Annotated in this window: 25 protein-coding genes; 18 read left to right on the top strand and 7 right to left on the bottom strand. The window is 52.0% G+C overall.

Features of this window, described 5'->3' with window-relative positions; translation table 11 throughout:
• Nucleotides 1-141: 141 nt before the first annotated feature.
• A complete protein-coding gene (locus tag EDM58_RS22470; protein WP_122915316.1) occupies nt 142-1596 on the bottom strand; it encodes a sigma-54 interaction domain-containing protein in 1455 nt (484 codons plus the stop codon).
• Between the two features lie 271 nt (nt 1597-1867).
• Between EDM58_RS22470 and EDM58_RS22475 the strand changes: the two genes are divergently transcribed.
• The 11 genes from EDM58_RS22475 (at nt 1868) to EDM58_RS22525 (ending at nt 11972) form a co-directional block, all read left to right on the top strand.
• Nucleotides 1868-2545 carry a CoA transferase subunit A gene (locus EDM58_RS22475; RefSeq protein WP_122915317.1) on the top strand — a complete coding sequence of 226 codons (678 nt, stop codon included), beginning with the start codon at nt 1868-1870 and terminating at the stop codon, nt 2543-2545.
• Complete coding sequence (locus EDM58_RS22480; RefSeq protein ID WP_122915318.1) at nt 2533-3195, top strand: 3-oxoacid CoA-transferase subunit B; 663 nt, start codon at nt 2533-2535, stop codon at nt 3193-3195. Before EDM58_RS22475 ends, EDM58_RS22480 begins: the two co-directional genes overlap by 13 nt.
• A gap of 101 nt (nt 3196-3296) precedes the next feature.
• Entirely contained in the window at nt 3297-4115 is an 819-nt protein-coding gene (locus EDM58_RS22485; RefSeq protein WP_122915343.1) for a transporter substrate-binding domain-containing protein, read from the top strand.
• Between the two features lie 82 nt (nt 4116-4197).
• Entirely contained in the window at nt 4198-4863 is a 666-nt protein-coding gene (locus EDM58_RS22490) for an amino acid ABC transporter permease (protein WP_122915319.1), read from the top strand.
• A 10-nt stretch (nt 4864-4873) separates the two neighbouring features.
• Nucleotides 4874-5614 (top strand): amino acid ABC transporter ATP-binding protein, encoded by a 741-nt coding sequence (locus EDM58_RS22495; RefSeq protein ID WP_122915320.1) that lies wholly within the window; start codon nt 4874-4876, stop codon nt 5612-5614.
• A gap of 130 nt (nt 5615-5744) precedes the next feature.
• Nucleotides 5745-7472 (top strand): sensor histidine kinase, encoded by a 1728-nt coding sequence (locus tag EDM58_RS22500; protein ID WP_122915321.1) that lies wholly within the window; start codon nt 5745-5747, stop codon nt 7470-7472.
• The gene (locus EDM58_RS22505; RefSeq protein WP_122915322.1) at nt 7447-8250 is read left to right on the top strand and encodes a LytR/AlgR family response regulator transcription factor; all 804 of its coding nucleotides are present in this window, start codon (nt 7447-7449) and stop codon (nt 8248-8250) included. Before EDM58_RS22500 ends, EDM58_RS22505 begins: the two co-directional genes overlap by 26 nt.
• 31 nt (nt 8251-8281) lie before the next feature.
• Nucleotides 8282-8575, top strand: a complete 294-nt coding sequence (locus EDM58_RS22510; RefSeq protein WP_122915323.1) for a hypothetical protein — start codon at nt 8282-8284, stop codon at nt 8573-8575.
• A gap of 157 nt (nt 8576-8732) precedes the next feature.
• Entirely contained in the window at nt 8733-10820 is a 2088-nt protein-coding gene (locus EDM58_RS22515) for a carbon starvation CstA family protein (RefSeq protein ID WP_122915324.1), read from the top strand.
• Nucleotides 10817-11029: a CstA-like transporter-associated (seleno)protein gene (locus EDM58_RS22520; RefSeq protein ID WP_122915325.1), complete on the top strand. Its 213-nt coding sequence runs from the start codon at nt 10817-10819 to the stop codon at nt 11027-11029. The genes EDM58_RS22515 and EDM58_RS22520 overlap by 4 nt, the downstream gene beginning before the upstream one ends.
• 130 nt (nt 11030-11159) lie before the next feature.
• The gene (locus EDM58_RS22525) at nt 11160-11972 is read left to right on the top strand and encodes an inositol monophosphatase family protein (protein ID WP_122915326.1); all 813 of its coding nucleotides are present in this window, start codon (nt 11160-11162) and stop codon (nt 11970-11972) included.
• A gap of 84 nt (nt 11973-12056) precedes the next feature.
• On the opposite strand, the gene EDM58_RS22530 is transcribed toward EDM58_RS22525, so the two are convergent.
• Both EDM58_RS22530 and EDM58_RS22535 read right to left on the bottom strand, forming a co-directional pair.
• A complete protein-coding gene (locus EDM58_RS22530) occupies nt 12057-13259 on the bottom strand; it encodes an MFS transporter (protein ID WP_122915344.1) in 1203 nt (400 codons plus the stop codon).
• A gap of 26 nt (nt 13260-13285) precedes the next feature.
• Entirely contained in the window at nt 13286-13867 is a 582-nt protein-coding gene (locus tag EDM58_RS22535) for a TetR/AcrR family transcriptional regulator (protein ID WP_122915327.1), read from the bottom strand.
• Nucleotides 13868-14029: 162 nt separating this feature from the next.
• Here EDM58_RS22535 and EDM58_RS22540 point away from each other — a divergent pair, with 162 nt between their 5' ends.
• Nucleotides 14030-15403, top strand: a complete 1374-nt coding sequence (locus EDM58_RS22540; RefSeq protein WP_122915328.1) for a peptide MFS transporter — start codon at nt 14030-14032, stop codon at nt 15401-15403.
• Between the two features lie 37 nt (nt 15404-15440).
• Here the strand turns inward: EDM58_RS22540 and EDM58_RS22545 are convergent, their stop codons facing one another.
• Nucleotides 15441-15929, bottom strand: coding sequence for an SRPBCC family protein (locus EDM58_RS22545; protein ID WP_122915329.1), 489 nt, complete (start codon nt 15927-15929; stop codon nt 15441-15443).
• Between the two features lie 231 nt (nt 15930-16160).
• Here EDM58_RS22545 and EDM58_RS22550 point away from each other — a divergent pair, with 231 nt between their 5' ends.
• Entirely contained in the window at nt 16161-16703 is a 543-nt protein-coding gene (locus EDM58_RS22550; protein ID WP_122915330.1) for a nitroreductase family protein, read from the top strand.
• A gap of 483 nt (nt 16704-17186) precedes the next feature.
• Here the strand turns inward: EDM58_RS22550 and EDM58_RS22555 are convergent, their stop codons facing one another.
• From EDM58_RS22555 to EDM58_RS22565, 3 genes are read right to left on the bottom strand one after another with little or no spacing between them, the layout of a single operon-like run.
• On the bottom strand, nt 17187-17930 hold the full coding sequence (locus EDM58_RS22555; RefSeq protein ID WP_122915331.1) for an amino acid ABC transporter ATP-binding protein: 744 nt from the start codon (nt 17928-17930) through the stop codon (nt 17187-17189).
• A 20-nt stretch (nt 17931-17950) separates the two neighbouring features.
• On the bottom strand, nt 17951-18646 hold the full coding sequence (locus EDM58_RS22560; RefSeq protein ID WP_122915332.1) for an amino acid ABC transporter permease: 696 nt from the start codon (nt 18644-18646) through the stop codon (nt 17951-17953).
• On the bottom strand, nt 18633-19460 hold the full coding sequence (locus EDM58_RS22565) for an amino acid ABC transporter substrate-binding protein (protein ID WP_122915333.1): 828 nt from the start codon (nt 19458-19460) through the stop codon (nt 18633-18635). Before EDM58_RS22565 ends, EDM58_RS22560 begins: the two co-directional genes overlap by 14 nt.
• Before the next feature lie 262 nt (nt 19461-19722).
• Between EDM58_RS22565 and EDM58_RS22570 the strand changes: the two genes are divergently transcribed.
• From EDM58_RS22570 to abc-f, 5 genes are all read left to right on the top strand, one after another.
• Entirely contained in the window at nt 19723-20124 is a 402-nt protein-coding gene (locus tag EDM58_RS22570; protein WP_122915334.1) for a hypothetical protein, read from the top strand.
• 15 nt (nt 20125-20139) lie between these two features.
• On the top strand, nt 20140-21072 hold the full coding sequence (locus EDM58_RS22575; protein WP_122915335.1) for an AEC family transporter: 933 nt from the start codon (nt 20140-20142) through the stop codon (nt 21070-21072).
• Nucleotides 21073-21555: 483 nt separating this feature from the next.
• Nucleotides 21556-22365, top strand: coding sequence for a protease complex subunit PrcB family protein (locus tag EDM58_RS22580; RefSeq protein WP_122915336.1), 810 nt, complete (start codon nt 21556-21558; stop codon nt 22363-22365).
• Between the two features lie 80 nt (nt 22366-22445).
• A complete protein-coding gene (locus EDM58_RS25910) occupies nt 22446-22598 on the top strand; it encodes a hypothetical protein (protein ID WP_023557869.1) in 153 nt (50 codons plus the stop codon).
• Between the two features lie 148 nt (nt 22599-22746).
• Entirely contained in the window at nt 22747-24690 is a 1944-nt protein-coding gene (gene abc-f / locus EDM58_RS22585) for a ribosomal protection-like ABC-F family protein (RefSeq protein ID WP_122915337.1), read from the top strand.
• Nucleotides 24691-24730: the final 40 nt, after the last annotated feature.

A 24730-nucleotide genomic window follows, 5' to 3' on the forward strand; every position in this document is an offset into this window, starting at 1 on the left:
CTCTACTCTACACCCTGAATCTCTTCTTCGAAGTCGGCTGCTTTTGGCCGCGGTTCCGCCTTTGGAGTGTAGCCGGCCAGGGATGACCTCCTGGGAAGATCCAACTATCCTGAAGCGTTTTCCCCTTTTTCCTCGCCTCCACTACAGCTTGAAGAGAGGGACATCAAAGCTCTCATCGCTAGAATGATCAACCGCGATCCCGTATTTCTTGATGCGCCGCATGAGCAGAGATTGGGTAATGCCCAATGCTGCTGCCGTCTTGCGGGTGGTTTTGTGCTGTTTCAAGGCTTGGGTGATGATCTCCAGCTCGATCTTTTCCAGCCTCTCATTCAACGAGAGATGGCCGCCGATCGTGAGCAGATGATCTTCATTTTCCCCCATATTGCGCAATTCCTCCGGCAAATCAGTGATCAAAATCTCGTCCAGCTTCGAGGTGATGACGATCCGCTCCACAAGATTCTCCAACTCACGTACGTTCCCGGGCCACTCGTAGTGGTGCAAGCGGTCTAGCACCTCAGCAGAGAAACGCCGCTTCTGATTATGCTTGGCGTTAAATTTTTTCAAATTGTGGTGAAGCAGCGGGAAAATATCTTCCTTCCGCTCACGGAGTGCCGGAACATTGATTGGCAGAATATTGAGACGATAATAAAGATCATGTCGGAATTTCCCTTGACGTACCAGATCCAGCAAATTGGCGTTGGTGGCGGCAATGATCCGTATATCGGCGGTGTACGTTTTGGTCCCGCCAATCGGCATGAAGGTTTTATTTTGCAGAAGCAATAGCAATTTGGACTGAAGGTGGTAGGGAAGATCGCTGATTTCATCGAGAAACAGGGTGCCTTTGTCAGCCATTTTCACAAGCCCCAGCTTGCCTGAATGATTGGCTCCGGTAAATGCGCCTTTTTGGTAGCCAAACAGTTCAGACTCCAGCAGTGTTTCGGGGATGGCGCTGCAGTTTACGTGGATGAATGGAGCGGCACAGCGTTCGCTAAGCTGGTGAATTTGTTCGGCGAGATAGCTTTTGCCCACACCAGTCTCTCCGGTAATCAGGGCGGTTGTGTCTGCGACAGCTGCCTTTTTGATCAGGTCGAGCAAGGCAAGATAGGCCCGACTGTTCCCAATTACCGTCCGGGAAAGGTTCTGGTTCGCTTCCCGTTTCATGAGTTGGATTTCCTCGCTGTATCGTTTCAGAAGCGCGACGGTTTCCTCCAGCTGCGAACTGGCGCGTGCTGCCTCTGTAATGTCGCGAGAGTGGGAGACGATCAGGTCCGGGTTTCCTGACTCGTCAGGAATAATGTGGCCTGTGACGAGGAATTTGCCCTTGTTGTTGACGAGTTGAATCGTCGTGGTCGTTTTTCCGCTTTCCATGACAAGTCTCGTGACGGACGGATTGAAGATCCCCATCGCTTCCAGGTCAGCCACATTTTGTCCGATGAGCTGTGATTTGGGCAAGCCGCACAGGTTTTCACTGGCGTTGTTAAGCCAGATGGTGGTTCCCTGCGCATCCGAGATGTAAATCCCGTCTGCCAAGGCATTAAAGATGTCGATGAAACGGCTGGTTTGAAACATGGCGAAGATTTCTGCATCTTTCTCCATTTTGAAAACCTCCAACTCATCGAGGATATGTCCATCAAAATTGTAAACTGAATCGATTTTGAAAACAAGTGAATCGGAATCGATTCGACTGAAAAGATTGCATTATCTGAAAAGTAAAATCCTGTTTGAGTCGATTTCAACTCAACGCGAATTCCACGAAAGACTGACAGGCCCGGTATAAGCGTTTTTTCTCGGTTGGCATAGAGATTGCTTGTAAAGCTAGGACATGAGGTGCCCTTACAAACGATAACGAATGATAAGGAATGGAACCATGGTCTCAAAACTAATCTCGATAGAAGAAGCCGTAGATCAAGTTCGAGACGGCATCCGTTTAATGGTCGGAGGGTTCGGAGGGATTGGTACGCCTGTCAGTCTGATTGACATGATCCTGCAAAAAGGAATGCAGGATCTCACGTTGATTGGCAATGATGCCGGATTTGCTGATCAGGGAGTTGGCAGGCTCATTTCCCACGAGAGAGTGAAGCGGCTGCTCACGACCCACATCGGCTCCAATCCAGACGCTGGACGACAGATGATGGAAGGGAAGCTGGAGGTCCTATTTTATCCGCAGGGAATTCTGGCTGAAAAGATCCGAGCGGGCGGAGTCGGGCTCCCTGCCATTCTCGTCGAGCCGGACGTAGGAATTGGCCCAAGCCAACAGGAGCAGCTTGTCCGGTATGGAGGGAAAAACTATGTCATCGAGCCTGCCCTGACCGCAGATGTAGGAATCGTGTATGCCAAGCAGGCGGATACCTACGGAAATCTCATCTATGAGAAGGCTGCCCGCAATATCAATCCATTGGTTGCCATGGCGGGAAAGATCACGATCGCAGAGGTGGAGGAGATCCTGCCGGCGGGGGAGCTGAATCCGGAGCACATTGTCACACCCGGCATTTTCGTAAACTATATCGTGCGGACAAGCGGAGGGATGGGAGCATGGGGCTTCTGATCGATCAGCGAAACATGATTGCTCGCCGGGCAGCACGCGAGATACTTCCAGGAATGACAGTGAATCTGGGTATCGGCATCCCTGAACTGGTAGCCGACTTTCTTCCGAGTGAATGGAATGTGATGTTTCACTCGGTCAACGGGATCTTGGGAGTAGGGCCGTTCCCCGTTCAAGGCGAGGAAAACGCGCATCTCTCAAACGCAGGAGGGACGCCTGTCACGCTTCACTCCGGTGCTTCCTTCTTCGACAGCTCTATTGCGTATGGCATGGTGCGCAGCGGGAGAGTAGATGTGGCATTTTTAGGAGCTTTGCAGGTTAGTCAGCGGGGGGATTTGGCGAACTGGATCGTGCCAGGCAAACGCGTCTACGGAATCGGTGGTGGACCGGAATTGGCCCGTTACGCGAAAAAGGTGATTGTGTTGATGAGTCACCTCAACGAAAGGAATGAACCGAAAATCCTCAGGGAGTGCGAGCTGCCCTTGTCAGCGAAAAGCTGTGTCGACATGATCATCACCGAAAGGGCTGTGATTGAGGTGACGAAGCAGGGCTTGTGTCTGACAGAGGTCATGTACCCCTATTCCTTGGAAGAGGTCGTCACGAAAACCGGGGCGCCGCTGATTATATCAGAATATTTGCAAATGGTTGACTAGCGAATCTGCTTCAAAGGAGGTGTGCCTGAATGTAGGAAGTGCTGGAGACAGGCAGCTTGCGACGTTTCATGCTCAAACAAACGATACAGGGGGAAAGAAACATGAAAAAAACAATCAATGGTATTTCCGTTATGCTGCTCTCAATGACTTTGCTGATCGCCGGATGTGGTCAGTCTCCGGCACCGGCAGGCGGCGACGGGGGACAAGCTCCTGCAGCTGCTGCCGGTGGCTCTTCCATGACCAAGGAAGCGGGTGTGTTCACGTACGCGGCGTCAGGTGAGTATCAGCCGTTCAGCTACTTCAAGGACGGCCAACTGACCGGTTTTGACATCGAGATCGGGGATGAAATCGCCAAGAGACTGGGCCTGGAACCAAAAGCCGTCACGTCTCCTTTCTCCGGGATCATCGCCGGGGTGAAAGAAGGGCGCTATGATGCAGCGATTGCCAGCCATGCGATTACGGATGAACGCAAGCAGCAGGTCGATTTTGCCGATCCGTACTACCTCTCAGGTGGTCAGCTTTTCACGCGTCCGGACAGTGATGTAAGCACCTTGGAAGCTCTGAAAGGAAAAGAGGTCGCTGTTGCCCTCGGCACGACGCATGAGAAGATGGCCCGCGAGTACACGGACAACATCAAGACCTATGACAGTGATGTGACCGCTATGCGCGCATTGGAACAAGGCAAGCACGATGTCGTCATTACAGACAGCGTCGTGGGCGAAATTGCCATTCAACAAGGTCTGAAGATCAAAAAGAGCGGTGCAGCCCTTACCGAGGTCCAACATGGGATCGCGGTACGCAAGGGCAATGAGGAACTGCTGAATAAAATCAACGAAGCACTCAAACAGATGCACGAAGACGGCACGTACTTGAAGCTGAGCGAAAAGTACTTCCAACGTGATATCAGCAAAAAAGACTGATCAGCCTCAGTAGCCATTACGCCTGCCAAATGCCTCCGCAGGGTTTGGCAGGTTCATTCCATGACAAGCGAGGGGTGGAAAGGTGCCTAGTATCTCACATTTGATCGAAGAGTTTATCCGCACATTCCCGTTTTTTCTGAAGCCGTTGCTGTTGACGTTTGAATTGACGTTCGCCTCTGTTGTTGTAGGGACGGTAATCGGCCTGTTCGTCGCCCTGCTAAAAATCTCCAAGTTTCCGATCGGTCCCATTATCGCCAATGTCTACATCACCGTCATTCGCGGTACGCCGCTGATCGTTCAGATTTTCGTCCTCTATTTCGGCTTTTACAAGGTTGTGGATCTGGGCCAATTCTGGTCGGCTGCGCTGGCTCTGGCTGTACACAGCGGTGCGTATATCGCGGAAATTTTCCGCGGCGCCATTCAGTCGATTGACAAAGGACAGCTGGAGGCCGGGCTTTCACTGGGGATGTCGCCTGCACAAACCATGCGGCGCATCATCCTGCCGCAGGCTTTAAAGCGATCCATCCCGCCATTGGGCAATCAATTCATCCTTTCATTGAAAGAATCCTCTCTCGCTGCTTTCATCGCGATGGACGAGTTGTTCGCGATGGCTCGCCGCTTGTCCGCTGAGACATTTGATGAGATGACGTTCTTCTTGATCGTCGCCGTGTACTACCTGGTGATTGTGATGCTCTTCACCTATTTGGTCAATAAAATGGAAAAGCGTCTGGCAAAAGGGGACTCGTAGGAGGGATACCATGAGCGAGAAACAAGCAATGATCCGCGTGCAAAACCTGAAGAAAAGCTTCGGAGCCGTTGAAGTGTTGAAGGACATTAATCTGGAGGTGAAAAAAGGGGAGGTCGTCGTGCTGATCGGAGCCAGTGGCTCGGGAAAAAGCACGTTGATTCGCTGCATCAATTTTCTGGAAATCAAGAACGGGGGAGACATCTTCATTGAGGGCAAAAGCATTGATCCGAAGAAGGATGATCTCTCGAAGGTGCGCCAAAAGGTAGGGATGGTCTTTCAACACTTCAACCTGTTTCCGCACAAAACGGTTCTGGAAAACGTCATCGAAGCACCGCTGATCGTCCGCAAAATAAACAAGGAGGAAGCGAAGAAGGAAGCCATGCAGCTGTTGAAAAAAGTCGGTCTGGAAGAGAAGGCGGACGTCTATCCTTCTGCGTTGTCCGGAGGTCAAAAGCAGCGTGTGGCGATCGCGCGCTCGCTTGCGATGAAGCCGGAAATCATGCTGTTTGATGAGCCTACTTCAGCACTTGATCCCGAATTGGTTGGTGAAGTGCTGGAGACGATGAAACAGCTTGCCCGCGAAGGGATGACCATGATTATTGTCACGCATGAGATGGGCTTCGCCAAGGATGTAGCGGATTGGGTCGCTTTTATGGATAAAGGAAAAATCCTGGAGCTTGCAGCGCCACATGAGATTTTTAACCATCCGAAAGAAGAGCGGACAAGGGAATTTTTGACGCGTGTCTTGTAAAACAGGCCAACAGCAAAGAAAAGCGGTGGTTTCGCCTATCGCTTTTTTTCTTTGCCTGCTTGACCAATTCCGTACTCCCTTATGATAATGGTAAGTGATGGCAGTTTGCGGAAAAAGTGGGAGGAAGCCGATGAATTTTGACTTGATGGTTCCCTTGGCAGAACGGACTGCCGTATTGATTGTGGCCGCATTGTTATTTACGCGTGTTCGCGCTTTTCGGAGTATTTTGAATCAGAGGGCGACTCGCAAAGAAAATGCCATTATGGTTTTGATCTTTTCCGCCATCTCGATCATGGGCACCTACAACGGCATCTGGTATCAGGATGCCATTGCCAACTCGCGCGTCATCGGCACGGTTGTAGCCGGACTTTTGGCGGGGCCTTGGGTCGGGCTCTTGACCGGGCTGATAGCAGGGATTCATCGCTATACCTTGGGCGGTTTTACGGATCTGGCTTGTGCGGTTTCGACGATCAGCGAAGGGGTAATCGCGGGATTGGTGTACCAGTATCGCAGAAGCCGCAACCAGGAGATCGGCTGGACGACAGCTTTGGTCGTGGGCTTTATCGCGGAGTGGATGCAGATGGGCATCATCCTGCTGCTGGCACGGCCGTACGCAGAGGCTTGGGCATTGGTCAAGTCTATAAGCATCCCGATGTCGGTCGTCAACTCCGTAGGGATCGCCATCCTGATCATCATCATCGACCTGGCAAAAAAAGAAGAGGATCGCGTCGGTGCCTTGCAAGCTCAAAGGACCATGCAGGTGGCGGACAAGACGCTCTCCTATCTGCGTCAGGGGCTGACATTCGAATCCGCGCAGAAGGTAGCAGAGGAAATTTTGCGGACAACACGGGTTGCCGCTGTCGCCATCACGGATACCAAGACCGTTCTGGCCCATGTCGGAGCGGGAGCCTCCCATCATGTAGTCGGTCAGGGGATCAACACAAAAGCGACGCGGGAGGTGCTGGACACCAAGCAGGTGATGATCGCGCGCAACAAAGAGGAAATCGGCTGCAAGGAGCAGAACTGCTCGCTTCGCTCCGCCATCCTGGTGCCGCTGTTGCGCAAGCGGGAGACGGTAGGGGTGCTCAAGCTCTATCAGGACCGATCCCGCAAGCTGTCAGCCGTCGACCTGGAGCTGGTTCGCGGACTGGGCAATCTGATTTCGACCCAATTGGAGCTGGCCGAGCTGGAGAGGCAGTCGCGACTTTTGGCAGACGCGGAAATCAAGGCATTGCACGCACAGATCAACCCGCATTTTTTATTCAACGCTCTCAATACGATCGTTTCATTCATCCGTTTTCGTCCCGAACAGGCGCGTGAACTGCTGATCCATCTCAGCGAGTATTTTCGCCGGAATCTGCACGATTCAGGAGGTTTCGTCACCTTGTCCGAGGAGCTGGAGCACATCGAGGCGTATCTGGCGATCGAGCGCGCCCGCTTTGGCGAGAAGCTGAAGGTAGATTACCACATCGAGCAAGGGGTGGAACGGTTTGTGGTGCCTGGATTGATCCTGCAGCCCCTGGTAGAAAATGCGGTCAAACACGGGCTGCTGCCCAAAAAAGAAGGCGGGGTTGTGACCATATCAGCAAGACGCCTGGATAAGCAGGTGCTGGAGTTGACCGTTTCGGACAACGGAGTAGGGATGGATGTGGACGAGGTCCCGACGCCGCAGCCACAAAAGGACGGAAAGAGACGCTTGTCCGGGATCGGCCTTGCCAATGTAAAGGGGCGGATCCAGTCCATCTATGGGCCACCGTATGGAATTGTCATTTCGAGCATACCGAGTGAAGGAACGACCTGCACCATACAACTTCCGATTGGAGTGAATCTGCGTGCTGCAAGTATTCATCGTGGATGACGAAGCGCCTGCAAGAGCAGAGCTTCGCTATTTGCTGGAGCAATTTGCCGACGTACAGGTCATCGGAGAGGCGGGCAGCGGGGAGGAAGCGGTCGAACAGGTTCTTGGACTGGAGCCTGACGCCGTATTTTTGGATATTCATCTGCAGGATCGGGACGGTGTCGACCTGGGACAAGAGCTGCTGGAATCCATGGTCAAGCCGCCAGTCATCATTTTTGCCAGTGCCTACGAGATTCATGCTGTGCGCGCCTTTGAGACGGAGGCTGTCGATTACATCGTCAAACCGTTTAGCGAAAGCCGCCTGGAAAAGACCATGAATCGCGTGCGAAAATGGATGCACCGCAAAGAAAGTGCAAGACCGCTCTTGAAGGCAGAGCCGTCTCCTGCCGAAAATCTGGAGGAGCGCTTGCACAGCCTGCTTCAAAATGTGCTGACGGAACAATCGCCACGACGCGTTCCGGTGGAAAAAAACGGAAAAATCATGCTGATCGATCCCAATGAAATCGTGTATGCGACCTTGGAGGGGAGATATGCCAGCATTTACACCAGATTTGAGCAATACGCCAGCTCCTTTACGCTTCAGGAATTGGAGAATCGTCTGTCCCCGCACCAGTTTTTTCGCACGCATCGGGCCTATATCGTCAATCTGAACAAGACTGCAGAGCTTGTCCCCTGGTTCAAAGGGGCGATTCATCTCGTCATGCAGGATCAGCGGAAAACGGAGGTGCCGGTAAGCCGCAACGTAGTGAAGGAGCTGAAGCGCAGGTTGGGCTTTTAAGGGCAGATCTCTTAAAAAAGGAGTAGAGAACATGCTAAAATCCTTGATCATCGGCTGTCTGCTGCAAGCAGTGATCTGGCTCGTCAGCTTTTTTGTGGGGGATATCGGTTTGGCTGATACGTTGTCCTTTTATCTAGTAGGGGCATGTGTTCTTTTCGCGGCGATGCTCAGCATCACTTCATTGGGGCCTGATACCTCTATTGCGTACTTTCATGACCAGAACAACGCGCGAAGAGAAAGCAAAAGCAGATTCCGCTGGACGAGGAACCTCATTCTGCTGGCACTGCCAAGCCTTGTTGTCTACATCATCATGGCGTACGTATAACGCTGACTTTTTTGTATTCGCTTTCATCCATGTCCCATCTTCTACGATTCGTGTCCCCTTTTCTACCGTTCAGCCAATTTCTATATGGCTCGTTCCCTCCCTGTGGTACCTTCAATTCAGGTTCATTGCCTGAATATTGAAACGAGGAGGAGAACGGATGAAAAAATGGCTTCTCTCCATCCTGATCTGGGGTGGGATCGCCGCGCTGGGTGCCATCGGTTTCGGCGTGCTGGCATTGTCGCGCGGGGAGTCTGTCAACTCGTTCTGGATGTTGACTGCCGCAATCTGCACTTATGCTGTTGCATATCGTTTTTACAGCCGTTTTATCGCGAAGAAGATCATGGGCCTGGATGACAATCGGGCCACGCCTGCAGAGGTGAACAACGACGGCAAGGATTTCGTGCCGACGAACAAATGGGTTCTGTTCGGGCACCATTTCGCCGCGATTGCCGGTGCGGGGCCGCTTGTAGGACCTACATTGGCCGCTCAAATGGGGTATTTGCCAGGGACGATCTGGATTATTGTCGGGGTCGTCATCGGCGGGGCCGTGCAGGACTTCGTCATTTTGTTTGGCTCGATGCGCCGCAATGGAAAAACATTGGGCCAGATCGCCAAGGAAGAGATTGGTCCTTTTGGCGGTGCTTTAGCGTTGATCGGCATTATTGCGATTATGATCATTCTGATCGCCGTCTTGGCGATGGTTGTGGTCAACGCTCTTGCAGAGTCGCCTTGGGCTACATTTACGATCTTTATGACATTGCCGATCGCGATCCTGATGGGATTGTACATGCGCTACATCCGTCCCGGACGGGTAGTGGAAGGCTCGCTCATCGGACTGGCGCTCTTGTTCCTCTCCCTCTGGTGGGGACAGGCAGTTGCAGCTTCGCCGGTATGGGGACCTGCCTTCACATTTACAAAGGTGCAACTGGCCTGGATGATTATCGTCTACGGTTTTGTCGCATCGGTACTGCCGGTCTGGCTCTTGCTGGCTCCGCGTGATTACCTCAGCTCCTTCCTGAAAGTGGGGACGATTGCGGTACTGGCTGTGGGGATTATCCTGACATTGCCGCCGATGCAGATGCCTGCCTTGACCAAGTTTATCGATGGAACAGGTCCGGTATTTGCGGGCAACCTCTTCCCGTTCCTCTTTATTACGATTGCCTGCGGGGCAGTATCGGGCTTCCACGCCCTCGTCTCCTCGGGTACGACACCGAAGATGATCGCCAAAGAATCGCATGCTCCGCTGATCGGCTATGCAGGAATGCTGATGGAATCCGGAGTAGCAGTCATGGCGATGATCGCGGCATGTGTCTTGACGCCAGGGATCTACTTCGCCATCAACTCGCCGGGCGCTGTGATCGGGGCTGATGCTGTCGCGGCAGCGCAGACGATTTCCAGCTGGGGGTATACGATTACCCCGGATATGATTACGACATTGGCTGATGATATTCAGGAAAAAACCATCTTATCCCGCACCGGGGGCGCTCCTTCGCTTGCGATCGGGATGGCCACCATTTTCTCCGGCATTCTCGGAGGAAAAGCCTTGATGGCCTTCTGGTACCATTTTGCGATCCTCTTTGAAGCCGTTTTCATCCTGACGACTATCGATGCGGGAACCCGCGTCGGACGCTTCATGGTGCAGGATATGCTGGGGAACGTCATTCCGAAAATGAAAGAGGTAAACTGGCTGCCCGGCAACCTGATCGGGTCTGCCATCATCTCGATCGGGTGGGGCTATTTCCTCCTGCAGGGTGTCATGGACCCGCTCGGCGGCATCTACACACTGTGGCCGCTCTTCGGAATCGCCAACCAGATGCTGGCAGCAATCGCCTTTACCGTAGGTACGACGATCATCTTCAAAATGGGCAAGGCGCGCTACTCCTGGGTGACGCTGGTGCCAATGGCCTGGCTCACCTCGGCAACATTGACAGCAGGCTGGCAAAAGCTGTTCCACGCAGATCCGAAAATCGGCTTCCTGGCGCATGCGGAGGTATTCCAAAAAGCATTGGATGCAGGTACATTGCCTGCCGGGGCAAAAACGGTAGAGGCTGCGCAAAAGATGATTCTCAACGACCAGATCGACGCCGTGGTCTGCGCGATCTTCATGGTCATCACAATCGGCATCATTCTGGACGGCATCCGGCTTTGGATCAATATCCTTCGCGGCAAGCAGTACCAATTGCATGAGTCCCCCTACGTCAAATCCAAAGGGGACATCCTGGACGGTACAGGTCACGTCGCATGAGGAAAAAGTGGAGAACGATCCGAAAGTCCTTGCGCCGTGTAAGCTCTGCGATCAAGACGATTTTCGGGATGCCGGACTACGATCGTTATCTGCAGCACTGGTATGTCACGCATGCGTCCCCGGGGATTTTTCCGATGACCGAGCGCGAATACTACATCTACGCCCTGCGCGAACGTTATGAAAAAGGCGGCATCACGCGCTGCTGTTAATGGGGTCACTTTCAGGAGGTCCGGACGAGAACGGACCTCCTCTCCTTTTGCACTTGGCCGACCAGCGGGGTGTAACAGGAGGTAAAGTATGGTACACTAGAAGCAAAGTCTTGTTTGGGTGGCGATACGAGTGCAAACATCATCACTGGCGGCGCTAAAGGAGCATGCTCTGCATTGTGCCCGCTCTGCGGGAAAGCTGAGCCTGGCCCGCATGAGAGAGCCGTTTACTGTAGAATACAAGACATCTGCCTCCGATCTGGTTACGGCTGTCGATAAAGAAGTAGAAAAACACGTCATCGATTTGATCCTGGCAAAGTACCCTGACCATGGGATATTGGGCGAGGAGCGGACCTTTGCCGGGGATCCGAGTCAATTCGATACGCTCTGGGTGATTGATCCCATCGATGGGACGACCAATTTCGTTCATCAGCAGATCAATTTTTCTGTCTCGATCGCGGTTTACCATAAGGGAGAGGGATTGGTCGGAGCAGTATACGATCCTTCGCGCGACGAGCTTTTTTACGCGGTCAGAGGGGAAGGGGCCTTTCTGAATGATCGCCCGCTGCGCCTTGAACGGCATGTCCGTCTGGAGGAAGCTTTGCTGTGTACCAGCGTGTTCTGGAACGAGCGAGCAGAGCAGATGGGGATCGATCAAATTGTCAAAAAGCTGGCTGGAAAGGTACGCGGCATGCGCCTGCTGGGCAGTGCTGCTCTGGAGATGGCGTATGTAGCCGCAGGCAGATTGGACGGTTACGTCAGCCTTTCACTGAACGCATGGGATTTCGGCGCAGGCCGCATTATCGTCGAGGAAGCGGGAGGCCGCGTCACGTCTATGGCGGGAACGCCTTTGCCTTTTGATCAAAAAAGCAGTGTCATGGCCTGCAATCCAGCCTTTTACGAGGAATTGCAGCATTATTTGAACCTCTCCGAGAGCAATGGATGAAGTAGAGCTTGAGGAGCAACATTCCGAGAGACGTGCAAAAAGACGTGCCAGCCAGCACGTCTTTTTTCGTTGCTATGTGATTTTTTATTGCGTTACGCCTTCTGCCAACGTTTTTTCCTTCCATACGAACGTAATGCCAAGGCCAATGACCATAATGACAGCAGCAAACAAATACGGATAGTTGATATTGACGTCAAACAGGATTCCGCCCATCGCTGGTCCGACGATATTTCCCAAGCTGGTGTAGGTGGAGTTCATGCCAGCCACGAATCCCTGCTCTTTTCCGGCTGCTCTCGAGAGAAATGTTGTCAATGCTGGACGGAGCAAGTCAAAGGCGAGGAAGATCAAGCATGTTACAGCCAACACGGTAAAATAGCTGGATATCATGGTGGACGCGACTGCCAGCAGGGCACCTACGAACAAGCATATCTGGATCAGCTTCTTTTCGCCGAGCAGATCAACCATTTTTCCAAATAGAAATATTTGCACGACCACGCCGAAAATGGAGCTAATGGTAATAATGCCGGCAATATCCTTCGGGGTGAAGCCGAATTTATGGTCGGAGAAAAGGCTAAAAACTGTTTCATAAGCTGACAAACCGAAAGCGAGTACAAATACAATGATAAACGCGGTAAAATACAGCGGATCTACAGATCTTCTTAGGTCTTTGACGAAATTTGTCTGGGTTGTATGAGCCGATATTTCTGCAAGCTGCTCCTTGGTAAGCGGCTCTTTTAAAATAAAGGACGAGGAGATGCATGCCAGAAAAGCAGCGGCTGCCGCAAAGAAAAAGGGCATCCGTATTCCATATTCGGCAATAAACCCTCCAATGCCAGGCCCGATGATAAAGCCGGTGCTAATGGCGGCAGAGATATAGCCCATCGCTTTTGGGCGTTCCTGAACAGAGGTAATATCTGCAACGTAGGCTGTAACACCCGGCATGATAAAGGCGGCACTAATTCCCCCCAGGATCCTCGATAAATAGAGAACGTACACATTCGTCCCTATCCCAAAGATCAGCTCAGAAACACCAAAAAGAAACAAGCCGATGATGATGATTTTTTTTCTGCCATACTTGTCAACCCAGCGGCCGGCGATTGGTGACATGAGCAGTTGTGCCACCGCAAATACGGCGACAAGATAGCCCATTGTTTTTCCTGATAAATGCATGATGTTCATAAAGGATGGCATCACTGGGATGACGAGGCCAATTCCCAGAAATGCAATGAATATATTGCTTAGAAGGATTGTTAATACCCATTTTTGTTGTTTGATGGTTTTCCCCATGGTATCAACCCCCCCTTTCTGAAAAATCATGAATGTGAAATTCCTCTCCAAAATACGGACCAACAAGCTTCTAATTTATCCTTCAGCCGCTTTTCATCATTGACGTATACAAGCTCGATCAGAATGGAGTCGACTACCCCCACGAAGGCCAGGGTCGGCGTTTTCGCTATATCATGAACGATGACTTTTGCATCAATCCAATCCTGAAATTTCCCCTCCAGGACCGACTGTACCTTCTCTTCGATATCGGCTACTTCTTCGCCGATTTCATTCCGAAGATGAGCCGGCGGGAAAAAAGTCATGCGCAGCCAAAACCTTAGCAGCTCATTTTTTTGGAATAAATCAATCACCAATTGCAGGAATCCGTATAAATCTTTTTCGGGATTTTGTGAATCGACCTTGCTGAAATAGTGGAGCTTGGAAGACAGCTCAGCCTCTTTCGCGTCCCGTAAAACCTGCAGAAAGAGATCATCTTTCCCCTTGAAATGGGCATATATGGATTGCTTCTTCAAGCCGACTTCTTCCGCTATTTGGGAAAGCGATGCTCCCTCATAGCCGTGGATCGTGAAATATTTGAGCGCTGCTTCCTTAATTTCATTGCTTTTCAATGACCTCACCTCCAACTTAACGAACGTTCGTCAGTTAGCATAGCAAAGAAAAAATACATTAGCAAGCGGAAAATGGATCAGGCGCCTGCCAAAAGGGATGCATGTGGAATAAAAAAGCCCTCCCGACAAATCCTAAAACAAGCGATGAGAGGAGGAAAGTGGATGGATGCATCCGTAAAAGGGCAGCAGGGGAGACAAAAACACCCTCCGGGACTGTACCTGTTATTTCTGACTGAGATGTGGGAGCGCTTCAGCTACTACGGGATGCGAGCGCTGTTAACCTTGTATTTGACGACGGCCCTCGTCAGTGGCGGTCTTGGATTTGAGAAAACGACGGCGATGAGTTTGTACGGCTTTTTTACAGGAGCGGTCTACTTTACTCCGCTTGCAGGGGGCTATCTGTCTGACCGCTTTCTGGGCAGAAGATATGCGATTACACTGGGCGGGATTGCGATGGCATTGGGCAACTTCATGCTGTTTGCCCAGCACAACCAGTTTGGTCTCTATACTGGCTTAGCCCTTCTGATCATTGGCAACGGCTTTTTCAAACCGAATATCTCGACGCTCGTGGGCGAGCTGTATACCGACAACGACAAGCGCAAGGATGCTGCTTTTACCATTTTTTATATGGGCATTAACGTAGGTGCATTCTTTGCTCCACTCATCTGCGGCTATTTGGCGGAGGATCTGTTCAAGACGACCGCAAATGGCGTCGTGCAATACGGCTATCGCTACGGATTCCTGGCGGCCGCGATCGGCATGGTCATCGGACAGATCCTCTTCAATGCCCTGGGAGACCGCTATTTGGGCGACATCGGCAAAAGGCCGGTCGGGAAGTCGGAGGACCCGGTGGCAGCCGCAGCAGCCCAAGCGCCATTGACGAAAAAAGACAAGCAGCGTACGGCAGTCATCATTATCATCACCTGCTTCGTCGTTTTTTTCTGGGCTGGATTTGAGCAGGCAGGCAGTTCCTTGACGCTGTATACCGATATTTTTGTGGACAAGCATTTGTTTGGCTGGGAGGTGCCGACCTCCTGGTTTCAGTCGCTCAACCCGCTGTTTATCGTGATCTTCGCCCCGATTCTATCCGCGTTTTGGGTCAAGCTGGCTTCCTCGAAAAGAGGGGATTTGAGTGCCCCGACGAAAATGGGGCTGGGTATGGTGATGCTTGGGATCGGTTATGTGATCCTGATTCTGGCGGTGATGCAGACGGGAAGCGATGAAAATCATATCGTCACCAAAGCGAATCTGCTGTTTATCGTATTGACGTATTTCATGCACACGCTGGGGGAGCTTTTTCTCTCTCCCGTGGGGCTGTCGATGGTGAGCAAGCTGGCCCCGGTCAAGCTGGCATCGCTTTTGATGGGCGTGTGGCTGGCCAGCTCCGGTGTCGCCAACATCCTCGGAGGCAAGCTGGCAGCCTTTACCCAGTCACTGGGGTACCTGGAAGTTTTCAGTCTGATCGGTGCAGTATCCATGTTCATGGGCTTGCTTCTGCTTCTGGTCTCCCGCATGCTCGTCAGAATGATGGATTGACCTTTTGTAATCAGGGCCTGTTTTGATAAAAGCTTGATCAAATCAGGCTCTGTACATAGGCAGCGAGATTGTTCAGCGTGGACCGTAAACCTACGTCGTGATCTTCTGGCCGGATTCCCTCAGGTACGTTTTCGCAAACAATCGTAACTTTGGTGCCCTCCGGGACAGTGTCCAGATTCCAGGTCATGATCATTTCGCCCGCAAACGCCGGATCCTCGGACTCGAATGTAATCTGCTGCACGATTCTCTTGCCTTCTTCCAGCTTGAGAAATGTCCCTCGTACGACGTCGGTGTCCTCTGAAGTTTTCCCGGGTTGGGATCGATCGTGGGTGATGTAGACGAGGGATATTTGATAGGCTCCGCCTTCACGCGGGTCGAAAAAATCGACACGGCCTTTCATCCCATCTGGTGGAAGCCATGAAATGAGCGCCTTTGGGTCCATGAACGCCTGATAGATGGTTTGCGGTGATGCCAGTATCACTTTTGAGGCAGTGTCCGTTCTTTTCTTGTCAGACGCATTCGTCATGATCCAATCCTCCTTATGTATGATTGTTATTGTCATAAGTCAGGTTTTTCTTTAGTTTATCTCAACCAAGTGACAGAGATTTCTTTTTGATTGCGAAAGTCCCCTTTACCGATCAGCCTCGGGAGAATATTCCCGGGGTTTTTTCACTTGATTTGCCAGTGGATTCACGTTAATATATGAAAATGATAACCATTATCATGTTCGTGGACAATCAACGAAGAGGTGAATGATGTGTCAATTGCTTCTATTATTCGGGGCAGGCGCTCCATTAAAAACGGATACAAACCGGACGCAGTGCCGGAAAAGCTGATTCTCGAGCTTTTGAACGATGCGGTGTATGCACCCAACCACGGGCTGCGTGAGCCCTGGCGTTTTCTGTTTATCCCAACCGAGAAGAAGGAAGAATTTATTGAGCGGATGATGCCGGTTTATCCAGCGGATCAACAAGAAAAGCGGCGGGCTTTGTTTAGCGAACCGGCAGCCTTTTTGATTGTAATCATGAAGGAAGATCCGCGGCAAAAGCAGTGGGAGGAAGACTTCAGCGCCACGAGTGCGTTGATCCAAAACTTCCAATTGCTCGCTTGGGAAAAAGGTCTCGGTGTCGTATGGAAAACCAACCCGCACAACCTCGACCCCAAGGCACACAAGGTGCTGGGTGTGCAGCCGGGTGAAAAAATCATCGGCTTTTTGCATCTCGGCTTTTTCGATCCGGACAAGACTCCGCAAGCTGCGCCAAGAACTCCCGCCGAAGAAAAATTCACACGATTTGAGTAACGGGGAAGACCAACTGGATCAAAAAAACCGCCCGTCATACATAAGGGGGCGGTACGGGCGGCGAAAACGGGGACATGATGTCCATCGTTTCACTGACAGGTTCTATTCTAGCTTCCAGATGTGAAGCGAACGTAGAGTTGGTTTAAAGAGATTGTAAATGTTTGCCTGCCGTCATTCACCCGTTTTCGTTTTTTCCTAGACAGGCATCCATGCGGACGGGGCCATCCTGTCATAGATTGAAAAATGAAACGCTGTTTTCACAATAAGCAGCCTCTTTCAATCTGGACAGGAAGGGGGAGAGTGCGGATGGGAAACCGTGGGTTTGGCGGCGGCAACTTTTGGTGGATCATCTTGATTATCCTGTTGATTTTTGCCTTGTTCGATGACTAAGCGTTCTATAAGATCGATGAAAAAGAAAGACTCTGTGTCCTGGCTCGGAACACAGAGTCTTTTTGTTTGCGAAGGCAGGGAAGGGAGTGCCGGTCAGTCTCGCACCTGCAAATGCTGGAGGAACTGGCGCGTACGCTCCTCGCGAGACTTGCGGAAAATCTGCTCGGGAGGACCCTGCTCGACGATGACGCCCTGGTCCATGAAGATCACTTCATCTGCCACATCGCGGGCGAAGCTCATCTCATGCGTAACGACGATCATCGTCATGCCCTCCTGCGCCAATTCCTTCATCACTTTCAATACCTCGCCGACCAATTCGGGATCGAGGGCGGAGGTAGGCTCGTCAAAGAGCATCACCTGCGGGTCCATGGCCAATGCCCGAGCAATGCCTACCCGCTGCTGCTGCCCGCCAGACAACTGGGCAGGGTAATGATCCAGCTTGTCTGCGAGTCCTACCTTTGCCAAAATGGCAGAAGCCTTTGTTTGGACTTTGCGGGGATCTTCCTTTTTTACCGTGACAGGTCCCTCCATCACGTTTTGCAGCGCTGTCATATGGGGGAACAGGTTGTAGCTTTGAAACACCATACCAGTCTGCCTGCGCAAAAGCGGGATGCGGGAACGATCCGGTTTTTGCGAGAAGTCCAGCTTGACATCTCCGATCTGGACCGTGCCGCTCGTCGGCACCTCCAGGGCGTTCAGACAGCGAAGCAAGGTGGTTTTGCCAGAACCGGAAGGACCGATTACGACTACAACCTTCCCTTTTTCCACGGTGAGGGAGATTCCTTTTAATACCTGGAGGGAATGAAACTGCTTATGCAAATCTCGAACCTGAATCATCGTTGGTATTCACCTGCTTCTTAGACATAGCGGTCCAGTCTGATTTCGATGCGATCCTGCAGGATGGAGAGCAGGAAACAGATTACCCAGTAGATCAGGGCAGCTTCGATATAGAGCAGCATGGGCTCATAGGTAGACGCGACGATCTCTTGGGCCTTGCGAAACATCTCCGGTACAGTGATGGCAGCAGCCAACGACGTGTCCTTGACCAGACTGATAAAGGAGTTGGACAAGGGAGGAATGCTCACTCGCGTAGCCTGCGGGAGTATCACCCGTCTGAGAGCCTGCGTGTAGCTCATCCCGATGGAGTAGGCAGCTTCCCATTGTCCTTTGGGGATGGACAGGATCGCAGCCCGTATGACCTCCGATGAGTAAGCGCCCACACTCAGCGAAAACCCGATGATAGCGGATGGGATGGGATCGATCCGCAGCCCGAGGCTGGGCAAGCCGTAAAAGATGATAAACAATTGAACCAATAGCGGAGTCCCGCGAATGATCGAGACGTAGATGCGGGCGATAAGGACGAGTGGACGAATGCCGGAAATACGGGCTAGGGCGGTAAGCACCGCAATGATCAGACCGACGGCAAAAGACACGAGAGCAATGGTAATAGAATAGAGCAAGGCTCCCTTCACCAAAGGGAGAAAGGAGCTTTGCGCGATGTCGATGAGACGGTTCAGCCTATCCGGATTCTCAAACAGGTTATTTGGAAACATCTTCGTTAAACCACTTCTCGGAGATTTTTTTCAGCGTGCCGTCCTGGCTCATTTCATCCAATGCCTTGTTGAAGGCATCGACCAGATCAGTGCTGCCTTTGCGGAAAAGGAAACCGTTCTTCGCGACATCCGGATGCTTGGCGACAATTTTGATCGGCACATCAGGTTTTTGTTTCATGAAATCGAGCAGGGAGATACCGTCATTGATGGTTATGTCCACACGCTTGGAGACAAGGAGGTCAATCGCTTGGTTGAAGCCTTCGACACCGACAATTTCCGCGCCGTTTTCTTTCGCGATGTCAGTGAGATTGCTCGTCAGCGTTTGGGCTGCTTTCAGCCCTTTAATATCTGCGAAGCCTGTCACGCTTGTATTGTCTTTATGTGTGACGAGAACGGCTGTCGATACCGTGTATGGGTTGGAGAAATCATATTTTTCCTGGCGATCGGGGCGAATTCCGACCTGGTTGGCTACCACGTCAAAACGCTCGGAGTCCAGTCCGGCAAACATCGCATCCCATTGGGTCTCCTGAAATACGGGCTCGACGCCGATCCGTTTGGCCACTTCGGTTACTACGTCAATATCATAGCCGGTCAATTTTCCCGATTGGTCGTGGAAGGTGAAGGGAGCATAGGTTCCTTCTGTACCGATCAGGAGCTTGCCGTCCGCCTTGACTTTTTCCAGCAGAGATGCGTTCGCCGAAGGAGCTGGAGCCGCGTTGTTTTGTTCAGAAGGAGCAGCGGGGCCAGAAGTGCCGCATCCGGTCAGCCCGACGAGCAGACCTGCAAATAAGAGGGAGGAAAGAATTTTCTTCACGATGGAAAACCCCTTTAAATTGATCTGATTTAATGAATATATGGTATGGCTTCACTGGGTGTTTGTCAATGATAAAACGCTAATTCCTATTCACTTACTTGGTTATGCAGATTCCCCGTCCTTCCTATAGTGTACGCGTGAACGCTTCCGGGTATGTCCAAGCACTGGGAGAAACGTGTTTGACAGTTGAGCAGCCTGCCAAAGAAGCGTACAATAGGAACGAATACGCATAGGTATTACAGCCGATAAAGGAGTTAGCGATATGTTGAACGATTGGCGTGTCTATATGGACGGCACGGGAGAAGAACAAAAGCACGTAGCCTGGCATGAGGTTTTGAAGGGGATTGCAGAGCTGAACGGAAAGACCCATACACTCGTCCACGCTGCTTACGGGGACCACGTCGATCTGGTAGTGGCAGGCGGAAACCAGGGAAAGGTCCTGGTGCAATGGAAGGAGCATGAGCCTCGCGAGCGGCATTATGTGCTCGCATCGGACAAGCAGTCTGCTGTGATGGCAACCCTTGTCATCGAGGGAGAAGAAATCGCTTTTCCGGCGAGCTGGTGCGTCCCTGTCGAGAAGGTCATCCCGATATGCGGGGATTTGCTGCGCACCTGTGAAAAAGGCAAGCCAGAGGAGCTGAGCTGGCTGGAAGTAGAGCAATAAGCGGGGGGATCGTTCTTGGATATTTCTACCTTGCTGCAATCGATCCTGATTATGGCTGTCATCATCGGTATTGGCGGATTGATCGGTTATCGACAGCCCTTGACGGATGATTCGCGGCAACTCGTCATTACCATCATCGTAAATGTGGCGATGCCCTGCATTATCCTCGACGGTATCTTCCAAACGCCAATCAACAATGCCCTGTGGACGCAAATCCTGGCGACGCTTGCGCTTTCCATAGGCCTCAACTGCCTTGGAATTTGGATGGGGTGGCTGGGCGCTCGGGCCATGACGGTCAGCGTTCAAAAAAGAAGAGAGATTGCGATTTTATCAGGGTTGGGGAACACCGGATTCATCGGCTTGCCTCTCTGTGCTGCATTGTTTGGTCCCAAAGGGGCATTGCTGGCAGCCATTTTCGATGCAGGGGTTGATGTTGTGCTCTGGACCGTCGGCGTCATGATGCTGCAAGGAAAGGGCTCTTTTTCCCTCAAGGGGCTAAAATCGCTGATCAATATTCCGATGGTAGCGATCATCGGAGGATTAGGTGCGGCACTGCTCGGATTTGTCCCTCCTGAACCCGTAAAGCCGGTGTTCGGGACATTGTCCAAGCTGGCTACTCCAATGGCTATGCTCTATATCGGGATGCTGCTTCCTCATTTCCTAAAAGGAAAACGCTTCGTCTCCGTCAAACTGCTCAGTGTGCCCATTACCTTCAAGCTGCTCTTGTTTCCTTTGCTGTCCGCAACTCTGCTCTCCATTTTTCCCATGGACAGCGAGATCTCCCGCGTCGCATTGATCCAGGTAGCCATGCCGACACTGACACTCGCCTCAATTTTGTTTGGCCGCTATGCGGCGGACGAGGAGATGGGCGCGATGACGACGCTCTTTTCTACGCTGCTGGCGATGCTGAGCATCCCGGTCGTCGTGTATATGGGCAGCTTGCTATAAAGAAAGACAGAATAGCCGAATCCTTCTGAAGGGATTCGGTTTTTTGCTATATCTGAACACCCTCCATGAGAAACCCAAAAATGAAGGAATGCAGGAGGAAAACAAAGGCTGGCTGAGGAAAAAAGGAGAAAAAAGCGAAGGCATTTGGGATCTTGACCCAGGCGCAATGGAAAAAGGCGGGACACGCTCTTAGCGGCCAACCCTGAACCACTTCTTCGAAGCCGGCTGCTTTTGGCCGCGGTTCCGCCTTTTGGAATGGAGCCGACCAGGAATGACCCCCAGCGAAGATCCCAACCCGCCTGGAGCGTTTTCTCCTTTTTCCTTCCCAGCACTGCAGCCCGACAAATACCAGCCTAAGATGGTACTTTTGTAACGTTTTACCAGCGTAAAATGAGGGTAGAGTAAATGAAACGAATCGATCCCAACACGAGTCTTACAGGATAGCACTGGCAAAGAGGATCAGAATGAATGGAGGTTGGCGTTATGTATGGCAAGAGTGTAGTTGCGGTTGTCCTAGGCTTGCAAATCGGCTTCTCCGCCTTTCTTTCAGCGGAAGCCTCCGCACAAGACATCACCGCTTCCCCCCCAGAACCTGCATCACTGATGGTGAATGGTCAGTTGACCCATCTCGTGAAGGAACCGATTCTTATACAGGAAAAAACCTACATCTCTGCTCAGGACGCGGCCATGATTTTGCAAGCCGAGTGGGCAATAGAGGGCAAGACTGGCACCCTGCAGATCGGGGACAGCCGTTCGCTGGCATTCCAATGGGACACCGGGAAGGTCGCGGTAAACGGCGTATGGCAGGCGCAAGGTGAGCAAGCGATTGTACGGGGGCAGGATATCTACCTGCCGCTGCGCTGGATCGTAGAACAGGCCGGTCACCAGATCGCCTGGAACGAACAGGAGCATCAGGTTCAGATCACGACGACGCTCAAAGAGGGCGGACTGACATTGCTGAATACGGATCAACTGACTGCAGATGAACAAAAATTCGTCGAGTCGGTCAAGAAAAACCGCGGCATTCATAAACAAGGCGATTTGTTCGTGATCGCACGGGGAGAATCCCCGAATCCGGGCTACGGCCTGAAGGTGACGGGCACCCAATGGACATGGGAACAGCTCATCGTCTACGTCAAGCAAACTTCCCCAGAGCCGGATCGAATGTATCCGCAAGTCATTACCTATCCCGTAATCGTGGCAAAGGCGGAGCTGCCTCCGTATACCACGGTCGTCTTCCTCGATGCCGATACGAAGAAAGAGCTATTCGTCCAAGAACCAAATCCACAGTAATAGGTTGAGATCTTCCAGCAGATATTGTATATTCGTTTCAGATTCCATTTTTCTCTTTTTGGAAAGGGAGGTGCAGGTACGTGGTTGAAGCCGTTCACGTATGGTTTGTGGTAGAAACTTCCAGTATGACACATGATTTTACCGTCAACGGGATCAGTCTGCCCATTTTTGCCCATACAACTGAACGGAACATTCAAAGGCGTACCAACCATCAAGCGGGAATCGCATGGTAAGCGATCACGAGAAGTAGAATGGATAAGCATGATGAGTGCTTGGACAGATACTTTTTTCACGAATGATGCTGCGGGTGCATGCCTGCAGCTTTTTTGTGTTCTCCCCCCGCTTGGTGCGGTGATGTGCCCCATTTCAAGGAGGAAAATCATGATTATTGTAGCTACGAAACAATTACAAAAAGCATATGGCGCAGATCCTGTCCTGCAGGATGTGACGCTTGAAATAAAAGCTGGAGATCGCGTCGGTATCGTAGGGCCAAATGGCGCGGGCAAAACCACCTTGTGCAAGCTGCTCGCAGGTGTAGAGACTCCTGACAGCGGAGAGCTGTACCGGGCGAAGGGGACAGTCTGGGCGTATCTGCCGCAGACGCCGCAGTACAATCCCTCATGGTCGGCAAAAGACGTGATCGCGGAGGCTTTCGCGCAGATCAGAGCCTTGCAGCAGCAGATGCGCGCACTGGAAGAACAGATGGGAGAAGCAGCCGAATCCGCGCAAGACCTGGAACGGCTCATGAATCGCTATCAGAAGCTGCAAGAGGATTTCGAGCAGCTGGATGGCTATCAGTGGGAGACGCGCATGGCGCAAGTGACAGAAGGGCTCGGTATGTCAGAAGAATTCCTGAATACGCCATTCGCTCAGTTAAGCGGTGGCGAGAAGACCAAGACAGGGCTGGCCAGGCTGCTGTGTCAGCAAAGTGACGTCCTTCTGCTGGATGAGCCGACGAACCATCTGGATGTCGAATCCATGGAATGGCTGGAAACCTTTCTAAAAAGCTATCCCGGGACTGTGCTGATCATCTCTCACGACCGCTATTTCCTCGATGCCGTCGTCACATCGATCTATCATGTGGACGGCGGGGAAGCCGACTATTATATCGGGAATTACTCGGCTTTTGTCAAGGAGCGGGAGGAGAGACTCCTGCGCCAATTTGCCGCTTATCAGGAGCAGCAAAAAAAGATCAAAAAGATGAAGGAAACCATCAAACGCCTCAAAGAATGGGGCAACCGCTCCAATCCCCCGAACGAAGCGTTCCACCGCAGGGCGAAAAGCATGGAAAAAGCGCTGGCGCGAATCGAGCGCATCGACAAGCCGCGACTGGAAGCAGAGCGGATGGGGCTGCAATTTCAGAAGACGGAGCGCAGCGGACAGGATGTGTTGAAAGCGGAGGGTGTGCATAAAGCTTTCGGAGCCAAGACATTGTTTGCTGATGCGAGCTTTTTGCTGCGGTACGGAGAGCGCAAGGCATTGCTCGGACCCAATGGCTGCGGCAAATCGACATGGATCAAAATGCTGCTCGGAGAAGTCGTGCCGGATCAGGGCACCGTCACCATCGGCAGCAGTGTGAAGGTAGGCTATCTGTCCCAGCAAGCGTTGGAAGGAGATCAAACACGCCGGGTCATCGAGGTGTTCCGGGAGGTGGCCGCCGTCACTGAAGCAGAAGCGCGGCATCTGCTCGCCCGCTTTCTCTTTTACGGTGAACAGGTCTTCAAGCAGCTGAGCCAACTAAGCGGTGGAGAGAGGATGCGACTGCGCCTCGCCCAGATGATGCATCAGGAGATCAATCTGTTGATTCTCGATGAACCGACGAACCATCTGGACATCGAAGCGAGGGAGACGCTGGAGGAGGCATTGGCGGATTTCCGCGGCTCGCTTTTTATCGTCTCCCATGACCGCTATTTTCTGCAAAAGATGGTGGATGGCGTGTTTTGGGTGGAGAATGGGCGGCTTTGGCATGATGTCGGCAGCTATGAGGAGGCGAGGGAAAAGCGGAAGCAACGGATGATGATCGCCACGCTGCCGGTAAAGGAAGAAACGCCCAAGCCGATTGCGGCCAAGGCAAGCGCGCCGAAGACAGATGCAGAGATAGGCGTCCATGCGACTTCTGCAAAGCGCACCAACCTATACAAGCTGCAAGAACTGGAGCGGGAGATCTCTATGCTGGAGACAAAGCGGGATGAAGTAACGAAGCTTTTGTCGGCCAGCGAAGAGAGTTATCCGCGATTGCTGGAATGGCAGCAAGAGCTGGATCAGATTCAGACGAGGCTCGATGCCTCCTTCCAGCAGTGGATGGCGATGCAGGAAAACGAGTGATTGAAGGCGAGGCAGTCTTGGCACCACCAGCCTCTATGAC

It is taken from the genome of Brevibacillus panacihumi, from assembly GCF_003710985.1.
GTDB classification, from domain to species: domain Bacteria; phylum Bacillota; class Bacilli; order Brevibacillales; family Brevibacillaceae; genus Brevibacillus; species Brevibacillus panacihumi.